At 72.0% G+C, this 8,902-nt stretch carries 9 protein-coding genes; 2 read left to right on the top strand and 7 right to left on the bottom strand.

Annotated features, from left to right (window positions below):
• Positions 1-31 precede the first annotated feature (31 nt).
• Genes ACFWEG_RS26730 through ACFWEG_RS26755 form a run of 6 tightly spaced genes read right to left on the bottom strand, consistent with a single transcriptional unit; the run spans position 32 to position 5,754 of the window.
• On the bottom strand, positions 32-982 hold the full coding sequence (locus ACFWEG_RS26730; RefSeq protein WP_387220081.1) for a mannonate dehydratase: 951 nt from the start codon (positions 980-982) through the stop codon (positions 32-34).
• A 5-nt stretch (positions 983-987) separates the two neighbouring features.
• On the bottom strand, positions 988-1,692 hold the full coding sequence (locus tag ACFWEG_RS26735; RefSeq protein WP_387220061.1) for an RraA family protein: 705 nt from the start codon (positions 1,690-1,692) through the stop codon (positions 988-990).
• Between the two features lie 50 nt (positions 1,693-1,742).
• Entirely contained in the window at positions 1,743-2,462 is a 720-nt protein-coding gene (locus ACFWEG_RS26740) for an SDR family NAD(P)-dependent oxidoreductase (RefSeq protein WP_387220064.1), read from the bottom strand.
• A gap of 37 nt (positions 2,463-2,499) precedes the next feature.
• Complete coding sequence (locus tag ACFWEG_RS26745) at positions 2,500-3,411, bottom strand: carbohydrate ABC transporter permease (protein WP_387220066.1); 912 nt, start codon at positions 3,409-3,411, stop codon at positions 2,500-2,502.
• 7 nt (positions 3,412-3,418) lie between these two features.
• Positions 3,419-4,411 carry a carbohydrate ABC transporter permease gene (locus ACFWEG_RS26750; RefSeq protein WP_387220068.1) on the bottom strand — a complete coding sequence of 331 codons (993 nt, stop codon included), beginning with the start codon at positions 4,409-4,411 and terminating at the stop codon, positions 3,419-3,421.
• The gene (locus ACFWEG_RS26755) at positions 4,411-5,754 is read right to left on the bottom strand and encodes an ABC transporter substrate-binding protein (RefSeq protein ID WP_387220071.1); all 1,344 of its coding nucleotides are present in this window, start codon (positions 5,752-5,754) and stop codon (positions 4,411-4,413) included. Before ACFWEG_RS26755 ends, ACFWEG_RS26750 begins: the two co-directional genes overlap by 1 nt.
• Positions 5,755-5,919: 165 nt before the next feature.
• Between ACFWEG_RS26755 and ACFWEG_RS26760 the strand changes: the two genes are divergently transcribed.
• A complete protein-coding gene (locus tag ACFWEG_RS26760) occupies positions 5,920-6,918 on the top strand; it encodes an IclR family transcriptional regulator (RefSeq protein ID WP_387220074.1) in 999 nt (332 codons plus the stop codon).
• Here ACFWEG_RS26760 and ACFWEG_RS26765 read toward each other — a convergent pair.
• Positions 6,893-7,897, bottom strand: a complete 1,005-nt coding sequence (locus ACFWEG_RS26765; RefSeq protein WP_387220076.1) for a hypothetical protein — start codon at positions 7,895-7,897, stop codon at positions 6,893-6,895. The two genes, ACFWEG_RS26760 and ACFWEG_RS26765, sit on opposite strands and share 26 nt — an antisense overlap.
• Before the next feature lie 114 nt (positions 7,898-8,011).
• Between ACFWEG_RS26765 and ACFWEG_RS26770 the strand changes: the two genes are divergently transcribed.
• Complete coding sequence (locus ACFWEG_RS26770; RefSeq protein ID WP_387220079.1) at positions 8,012-8,779, top strand: IclR family transcriptional regulator; 768 nt, start codon at positions 8,012-8,014, stop codon at positions 8,777-8,779.
• Positions 8,780-8,902: the final 123 nt, after the last annotated feature.

Raw genomic sequence — 8,902 nt, forward strand, 5'->3', positions numbered from 1 at the left:
AAGCGGCGGCGGGGCCGGGCGTCGGCGCGGTTCAGGGGCCGGTCGCCTCCCACAGCCCCCGCATGTACCCCACCGCGTAGAGCCGGCCCAGCGTCTCGTACCCGGGGCGCTCGTCGGTCTCCCCGTCCAGGGTGGGGACGTGGTCGGAACGCATGGGGCCCTCGAAGCCGATGTCGCGGTAGGCGCGCATGGCCGCGCGCATGTCGGTCATGCCGTTGTCGTGCCAACTCTCGGTGAACGCGGTCGCGTTGCCGACGACGTCCCGGAAGTGGACGAAGCGGATGCGGTCGGCGAACCGCTTGACGGTGGTGGGGATGTCCGCGCCCATGGTCGCGAACGTCCCCTGGCAGAACGTCAGTCCGTGCGCGGGGCTGTCGCTCAGGCCCATCGCCCGCTCGATCGCGTCCGGGGTGCTGAGGATGCGGGCGACTCCCCGGTACGGGGAGAGCGGCGGGTCGTCGGGGTGGACGGCGAGGTGCACGCCGGTGGCCTCGGCGACGGGCAGGACGGCGTCGAGGAAGTAGGCGTAGTTCGCCCACATCCGCTCCTCGCCGATCTCCTCGGTGTGCGGCGGGAGGTGGTCGAGGTCGGCCGCGTCGAAGCCGGTCACCAGGGACCCGCCCCGGCCCTCCACCGCCCACCGGGTGCGTCCCCAGCCGAACGCGGCCATGAAGTTGTAGCAGAGCAGGGGGACTTCGAGCGCGGCCATGGTGTGCAGCAGGGTGTGGACCCGGGCGATCTCCTCGTCCCGCCCGGGCAGTCCCTGTTTGACCTTCTCCATCGGCGGGACCGGCTCGATCACCCCGACCCGCAGTCCGGCCTCCTGCACGGGCCTCAACGCCGCCGCCACGGCGTCGGGTTCCACCGGCATGGATCCGTCGGCCGCCTCGGGCAGCCGCAGGACGGCGGTGTCGACGCCGCACTGCCTCAGCAGCCGCATGAGGTGGTCCTGGCCGGGGCGCACGTACTCGGCGATCTGCATGGCGGTCACAGCCGCCCGTACTGCTTGTAGACGGCGACGGGGTCCTCGCCGGAGGCGAACAGGGCGCGGGTCTCGTTCTCGGTGCCCACCAGCCGCTCGCACTTCTCCAGGACGTCGACGACGCCGGCCGCGGGGACCACGACGACGCCGTCGAGGTCGCCGAAGAGGAAGTCGCCCGGGTGGACGGGCACGACCGCGGACAGCGCGCCGCGCAGGGCGACGGGCTGCTGCCACTCGTAGTAGGACCAGCGGCGGTAGGCCTCGACCGGGGACTGGTAGCGGCAGAAGACCGGGAAGTCGTCCCTGAGCAGGAACCCGGTGTCGCGGCAGCCGCCGTCGACGACCGCGCCGATGACCCCGCAGGACTTGCCGACGACGGCGTTCATCTCGCCGTAGTGGGCGGCCTGGGTGTCGAAGGAGCAGTCGCGGACGTCGATGAGGGGGACGCCGGTGGCCTTCATGTCGCCGAACATGTGGATGCGCTTGCTGCGCAGGTTCTCGTTGCCGGTGGAGTCGGGGATGCCCTTGAGGGTGAACGCCGGGCCGGCGACGACCATGTCGGAGCGGACCGGTTTCAGGTCCGGCGCGAGCGCCTGGTGGGGCAGGCCCTCCTCGTCGAGGACGTCGTAGATCGCGCCGGAGTAGAGCTGCCGGTAGCGTTTGACGAGGTCCTCGACGGCGACGCCGTAGGAGTAGGGGTTGTCGCTCATGGGTTGCCATCCTTTGCGTAGGGATCAACTGGCATGGAAAACGGGCGGCTTTAGCCCGCCGCGCACTGCCCGCCGTCGGCGGTCAGGACGGTTCCGGTGACGAAGCGGGCGGCGTCGCTCGCGAGGAAGACGACGGGTCCCGCGATCTCGTCCGGCTCCCCGATCCGGCCCAACGGGATGCGGGCGGTGGCCCGTTCGCGGTTCACGGGGTCGGCGAGCGCCTCCCGGTTGAGTTCCGTCTCGATCGCCCCGGGGGCGACGGAGTTGACCCGCACGCCCCTCGGGCCGAGTTCGACGGCGAGCGCCCGGGTGGCCGCGTCGAGGCCACCCTTGGTGGCGATGTAGGCGACGTCGTCGGGGAAGCCCCGGGAGCCGCGGATGGAGGAGATGTTGACGACGGAGGCGCCCGGTGTGCGCAGCACCGGCAGGAACTGCTGGACGAGCCGGACGGGGGAGGCCAGGTTGACCTGGTGGACGTGGCTCCACGTTTCGCCGGCGAGTTCGGCGATCGGGGCGCGGCGGTTGATGCCCGCGTTGTTGACCAGGCAGTCCACCGGGCCGTCGAGCCCGGCGATCAGCCGGTCGACGGCGACGGCGTCGGTGACGTCGATCGGGTGGAGCGGGTAGGGGGTGTCGGACGGCGACGGGTCGCGGTCCAGGGCGACCACGTCGGCCCCGGCGCGGTGGCAGGCGGCGGCGATCGCCGCGCCGATTCCGCGTGCGGCTCCGGTGACGACGACGCGCTTTCCGTCCAGCGGGGTGTGCGGCACAGGGGTTCTCCTCGGAGTAACGGGGTTCGTCGGGGCGCTACTTGAGCCCTGAGGTGGAGATACCCTCGATCAGCAGCTTCTGGAAGGCGAGGAAGAACCCGAAGGTGGGGATGAGCGAGAGCACGCTCATCGCGAACATCGGCCCCCAGGCCGACTCGCCGCCCGCGTCGATGAACAGCCGAAGGCCGAGCGGGGCGGTGAACAGCGCCGGGTCGGAGATGTAGACGAGCTGGCCGAGGAAGTCGTCCCAGGTCCAGATGAACGTGAAGATCGCCGTGGTGACCAGCGCCGGCCGCGACAGCGGCAGGATCACCCGCCGGAAGACCGTGAACGGCGAGCAGCCGTCGACGAAGGCGGCGTCGTCGAGCTCCTGCGGCAGGGCGCGGATGAACTGGACCATCAGGAAGATGAAGAACGCGTCGACGGCGAGGAACTTCGGCACCACCAGCGGCAGATAGGTGTTGATCCAGCCGAGCGAGTCGAACAGGACGTACTGCGGGATCAGCGTCACCTGGTGGGGCAGCATGATCGTCAGCAGCATCACCGCGAACAGCGTGCGTTTGAAGGGGAAGCGCAGCCGGGCGAAGGCGTAGGCGGCCATGGAGCAGGCGATGACGTTGCCGATGACCGCGCCGACGCAGATGAGCAGGGAGTTGAGCAGGTAGAGGCCGAACGGCTGACCGGTGGCGTCCCAGCCGCGGGTGTAGTTGCCGAGGTCGGGGCTGCCGGGCAGGACGCCGGGGTCGGCGAAGATCTCGTCCTCGGGCTTGAGGGAGGCGCCGCCCATCCAGATGAGCGGGTAGAGCAGCAGCACGCAGGCGAGGATCACCAGCGCGTGGGCGGCGAGCCGGCGGCCGGGGCGGACCGGGCGGTGGGCGGAGGGTGCGGTGGAGGCGGGCCGGCGGGCCCTGGGCGCCTTCGGGGACTTCGCGGGGGTCAGGGTGGTCATGGGGTCCTCACTTGCGGTCGTCGCCGTAGAAGACCCAGTACTTCGCCAGGGCGAAGTGGGCCGCGGTGAAGGCGCCGATGACGAGCAGCAGGATCCAGGCCAGCCCCGAGGCGTAGCCCATCCGGAAGTTCGTGAACGCCTCCTGGTACAGGTAGAGCGGGAGCAGGAGGGTGGAGTCGGCGGGTCCGCCGGTGCCGCCGCTGACGACGAACGCCGGGGTGAAGCTCTGGAACGAGGTGATCGTCTGGAGCACCAGGTTGAAGAAGATCAGCGGGGTGAGCAGCGGCAGCGTCACGCTGCGGAAGCGCTGCAGCGGGCTCGCCCCGTCGACCTCGGCGGCCTCGTACAACTCCTTGGGGATCTGCTTGAGCCCGGCCAGGAAGATCACCATCGGGGAGCCGAACTGCCACACCGCCAGCAGCACGAGCGTCCACAGCGCGTAGTCGGGCTCCGAGATCCAGCTCTTGCCGTCGATGCCGACCAGCGCGAGGAACTGGTTGACCAGGCCGTCGCCGGCGAAGACCTGCCGCCACAGGACCGCGACGGCGACGCTCGCGCCGAGCAGCGACGGCAGGTAGAACACCGCCCGGTAGATCCCGATGGCCTTCAGGCCCCGGTTGAGGAACATCGCGACGAGCAGGGCGAAGACGAGCTTGAGCGGGACGGAGACGACGGTGTAGGTGAAGGTCGCACCCAGCGAGGGCCAGAAGCGGCGGTCCTCCTCGAACATGAACCGGTAGTTCTCCAGGCCCGCCCAGCGAGGGGAGGAGAGCAGGTCGAAGTCGGTGAAGGAGAGGTAGAGGGAGTAGAGCATCGGGCCGGCGGTGAAGCCGATGACGCCGATCAGCCACGGGGCGAGGAACACCAGCGCGTACCGGGCGCCGTCGCGGGAGGCGGCCGGGCCCTTGCGGGTGCGGCGGCCGGCCTTCGCGACGGGGGCGGGCGTGCGGTCCGGGGGCGCGGGCGGGGCGGGGGCGTTGCGCAGGCGCAGACCGTTCATCAGCGCAGCGCCCGCTCGGCCTCGGCGTACAGCCGGTCGACGCCCTCGGAGATCGACGCCCGGCCGAAGCCGATGTCCTCGGCGGCCTTGATCAGCTCGGCGTAGATGGTGCCCGCGCCCTTGGGGACGGCGATGGTCTGCGGGGTGACCTCCTGGGAGGCGGTCTCCAGGTAGTCGAGGAACGCCTTCTCCGGGGCGGGCAGTCCGGGCTTGACGGCCTCGCGGACCTTGGCCGACGGCGGGGCGCCGCGGTCGACGCCGAGGACCTTGCCGGCCTCGACGTCGTTGACGAGGAAGTCGAGGAGGGCGACGGAGGCGTCCTTGTTCGGCGACTTGGCGTACACGGCGACCCAGTTGACGGCCTTGACGTAGGCGCCGGGCCGCTTCTGGTCGGACGCCTTGGGCGGGGTGGTGAGCGCCAGCTGCTTCTTGGTGGCGGCCTGGAGGCCGGGCAGCAGGTTGGGCCAGTTGACGAAGTTGGCGCAGACGCCCTTCATCATCGGGATGTCGGCGTTGTTGCCCTTGAACAGGGCGTGCACGTCCGGCGGGACGAGGATCTTCTCCTTGCGCAGCCCGGCCCAGAAGGCGAACCACTCCTCCAGGTCGGCCCGCTGGAAGCCGAGCCCGCCCTTCTCGTCGTACATCTCCAGGCCGCGCTGGCGGAGCCATATCTCCAGCGCGTAGTTGACGCCGGAGAAGTCGTGCGCGCCGTAGACCTTTCCTTTGGACTTGCGGGTGACATTCCCGGCGAGGGACTCGAAGTCCTCCCAGGTCCAGCCCGGTTCGGGCACCTTGAGGCCGAGGCCCTCGACGGTGGTGCGGTCGAAGTAGACGGCCGGGGTGTTGTCGCCGAAGCTGACCGCGACGAGCTTGCCGCCGATGCGCCCGCCGTCGACGGAGGCCTTGTCGACGTCGGAGAGGTCGAGGCCCTTGCCCTCGTACGGGCCGAGGTCGGCGAGGGCGTTCCGGCCGGCGTACTCGGGGACGTACTCGACCAGGATCTGGAAGATGTCGGGGGCGTTGCCGCCGGCGGTGCGGGTGGCGAGCTTGTCGAAGTAGCCCTGGAAGCCGCCGAACTCGCCCTTGGCCGTGACGCCGGAGTGCTGCTGCTCGAACAGCCGCAGAACCTTCTGGGTGCGGGTGTGGCGTTCGTCGGCGCCCCACCAGGCGAGGGTGACGTCGCCGGCCGGCTTGCCGCCGCCGGGGCCGCTCGCCGCCTTGTCACCGGTGGAGCGGCCGGCGCCGCCGAGGCCGCAGGCCGTCAGGGCGCCGGAGGCGGTGGCGGCGGCGGCGACGCCGGTGCTCATCCGCAGGAAGCTGCGCCGGTCGAGTCCCTTGGACACGTGTCCTCCTGGGTCGCCCCGCGAACGGGGGCTTGTTGTATAGAGTGCAACCGGGTTGTAATTCGGGTTCATTGTGCGGGCGGCACCCGTCGGGGTGTCAAGGCTCTGTGCAGAGGGAAATCCCGGCCTCCCCGACGGAGGCCGCAGACGGCGACGGAGGCCTCGATGACGACGACGGGGGAAGGCACGGGGGGCCGCACGGAGAGCCGCGCGGAGGGCCAACTGCCGCCCGGAACACGGGCGCTGGCCCGCGGGCTGCTCCTGCTCGACCTGATCGGCCGCGACCGCGAACCGATGTCGCTCACCGAACTCGCCGCAGCGGCCCGGCTCGACAAGGGCACCGTGTCGCGGCTGCTGACCGTGCTGGTGGGTGCGGGGCACGCCAACCGCCGCGAGGCGGACGGCAGATACCTGCCGGGCCGCGCGCTGGCCCGGCTCGGCGCGGCCTACACCGCGCGCTTCGACCTGGCCGCCGCCGCGCGGCCGCACCTGCACGAACTCGTCGCGCGGACCGGCGAGTCGGCTCACCTCGCCGTGGTCGACGGCCTGGACATCGTGTACGTCGACCACCTGCCGCCGCCGCACGCGCTGCGGGCGCGGGCCGTCGTCGGCCAGGCGCTGCCCCTGCACGTCACCGCGATGGGGCGGGCCGTCCTCGCCGCGCTCGACGCACCGGCCCGCGCCCGTACGCTCGACGCGCTCGCCGCGCGCACCGAGCACGATCACCTCGTCGGCGACCTCGCCGACCTGGCCGCCGCCGTCGCCGCGAGCGCACACCGCGGCTGGGCCACCGTCGACCGCGACGACGACCTCAGCCGGGTCGCCGCCGCGGTTCTCGACGCGTCGGGGCGGCCGATGGGCGCGGTGAGCGTCTCCGGCCCCCGCTACCGCATGGCCGGCGACCTGGCCCGCTGCGGCGAGCAGTGCGCGGCCGCGGCGCGGGCGATCGGGCTGCACCTGGGGGGTGGAGGCGAGGTCAGGAGTGCGCGCGGCAGCGCGGCCGCTGAGGCGGGCGGCTCCCCGCCTCCGACCGGCCCGCGTCCGCCCGACCCCGGCGCCACCGACCGGCGCGCGTCGGACGCCTCTGCCGGCGACCCGCGTCCGTGCGCCCCGGGCGCGCCGCCGCCCGGCGGCGCGGTCACAGCGGCCAGGTCAGGCCGCTGACCGCCGGGGCGGTGGCGATGGCGATGCGGGCCTGGAGGCGGATGCCGGCCTCGTAGAACATGTACGTCGTGCCGTTCTCCTGCGCGAAGGCGGGCGCGGCGGAGCGGCCGTGGTCGGGGAAGCCGGAGAGCGGGGTGTGGATCGCGCCGAGGTGGACCTCCTGGTCGAACGCCGCGCCGACCCGGGCGACGTAGATCCGGCCGAGCGAGCCGTTGTAGATCACGTGCGGGACGCCGTCCTTGAGGACGAGGTGCGGGTTGCCGATCTGCGGCTCGCCGTCCGTGGTCCCGGTGATCAGCGGGGTCTGCCGGACGGTCCAGTCGCGCTGGTCGTTCGACCAGGCGAGGAAGATCTTGCGGGTGCCGGCCTGGTTGCCCATGAACAGCATGGTGTAGGTGTTGCCCTTGCCGGCGATGGTGTGCCGGAAGACCCGCGCGTAGGACGACTCGCTGACGTTCGAGGGGAGTTGGGCGGTCGTGAGGATCACGCTGTCGTACGTCCAGTTCAGGCCGTCGGCGCTGCGGGCGAGGCGCATCGTGTTGTTCTCGCCGTGGAAGTACAGGTAGAAGGTGCGGTTGGACTCGTTCCACAGCACGTGCGGCGAGGAGACGTGGGACACCGAGTAGTGCGGCGACCAGACCCGGGAGACCACCGGGTTGGACCGGTACTCGGTGAACGGTCCGGCCAGGCTGTCGCCGTAGGCCACGCAGATGCCGCCGGGGGCGTCGTGCGGCGCGTAGTAGAGGTAGTACCGGCCGAGCGGGTTCGCCGCCCGGCCCTCCATCTTCCGGATCGAGGGGAAGATGAGCTCGTTCGTCGGGTTGTACGCCAGGTCCTCGCGGCGGAACGCCTCGCGCAGGAACGTGAACGCGGGCCAGCCGGGCAGGGCGTGGGCGGCGGGAGCGGTGACGGCGGGGAGCGCGGCGGCGGAGCCCGCCGCGGCCATACCTTGGAGCACACGACGTCGGGACAGGGTCATGACGGACCTCCGATGTTGCATCTGGTGCAACTCTGTTGTATGCAGTGGGGTGTAGAGAACTCCGATCGCCCGAACGTGTCAAGAGATGTGGCGCAGTTGCGTAGCATGCAACCCGTGACTCAGAACGGTGCCGACAGCAAGCCCGCCGCCCGCACCCTGGCCCGCGGGCTCCAGCTCCTCGAGATCGTCGCGCGCAGCCCCCAGGGGGCGGCGGTCAGCGACGTGGCCGCGGAGACCGGGCTCGACAAGGGCACCGTCTCCCGGCTGCTCTCCGCCCTCGGCCAGCTCGGCTACGTCCGCCAGCGCCCCGCCGACCGGCGCTACCTCCTGTCGGGCAAGGTCCTCGTCCTCGCCCGGAGTTACGAGCAGCAGCTCAACCTGCGCGAGGTCGCCCGCCCGCACCTGACCGCGCTGCGGGACACCACCCGCGAGACCGTCCACCTCGCCGTCCGCGAGGGCCGCCAGCTCATCTACGTCGACCAGGTCGAGCCCGACCGCTCCGTCCGGCTCGCCTCCGCGATCGGCCAGAGCCTGCCGCTGCACGTCACCGCCATGGGGCGGGCCGTCCTCGCCGCCCTGCCGCGACCCGAGGGCGACGAACTCGCCGCCCAACTCGTCGCCGACCCCCACTTCGCCGACTTCGTCGTCGACCTCGGGCACGTGCGCGACGAGGTCGAGCACGCCCGCCGGCACGGCTGGGCCACCGTCGCCCGCGACGACGACGTCACCCGCATCGGCGTCGCGGTCCTCGACGCGACCGGCGAGCCCGTCGGCGCGGTCAGCGTCTCCGGTCCCGCCTACCGCGTCGACGAGCACGTGGAGACCCACGCCGCCACCTGCGTCGCGGCGGCCCGGGCGATCAGCGCGGCGCTCGGGGCGTGAGCCCTCCTCAGCGGGCCCCGATGCGGTAGTCCAGCGGCCCCTCGCAGCTCACCACGAGGGCGTGCCGGCGGCGTGAGCCGTCGCGGATGCGGGCGGCCGACACCGCTCGGCGTGGCGCGCCAC

This window comes from Streptomyces sp. NPDC060194 (assembly GCF_042728285.1).
Lineage (GTDB): Bacteria > Actinomycetota > Actinomycetes > Streptomycetales > Streptomycetaceae > Streptomyces.

Coding starts and splice junctions, on each gene's coding strand:
- ACFWEG_RS26730 (WP_387220081.1), bottom strand. CDS start 982: ATGCAGATCGCCGAGTACGTGCGCCCCGGCCAGGACCACCTCATGCGG.
- ACFWEG_RS26765 (WP_387220076.1), bottom strand. CDS start 7,897: ATGACCCTGTCCCGACGTCGTGTGCTCCAAGGTATGGCCGCGGCGGGC.
- ACFWEG_RS26750 (WP_387220068.1), bottom strand. CDS start 4,411: ATGAACGGTCTGCGCCTGCGCAACGCCCCCGCCCCGCCCGCGCCCCCG.
- ACFWEG_RS26745 (WP_387220066.1), bottom strand. CDS start 3,411: ATGACCACCCTGACCCCCGCGAAGTCCCCGAAGGCGCCCAGGGCCCGC.
- ACFWEG_RS26735 (WP_387220061.1), bottom strand. CDS start 1,692: ATGAGCGACAACCCCTACTCCTACGGCGTCGCCGTCGAGGACCTCGTC.
- ACFWEG_RS26760 (WP_387220074.1), top strand. CDS start 5,920: ATGACGACGACGGGGGAAGGCACGGGGGGCCGCACGGAGAGCCGCGCG.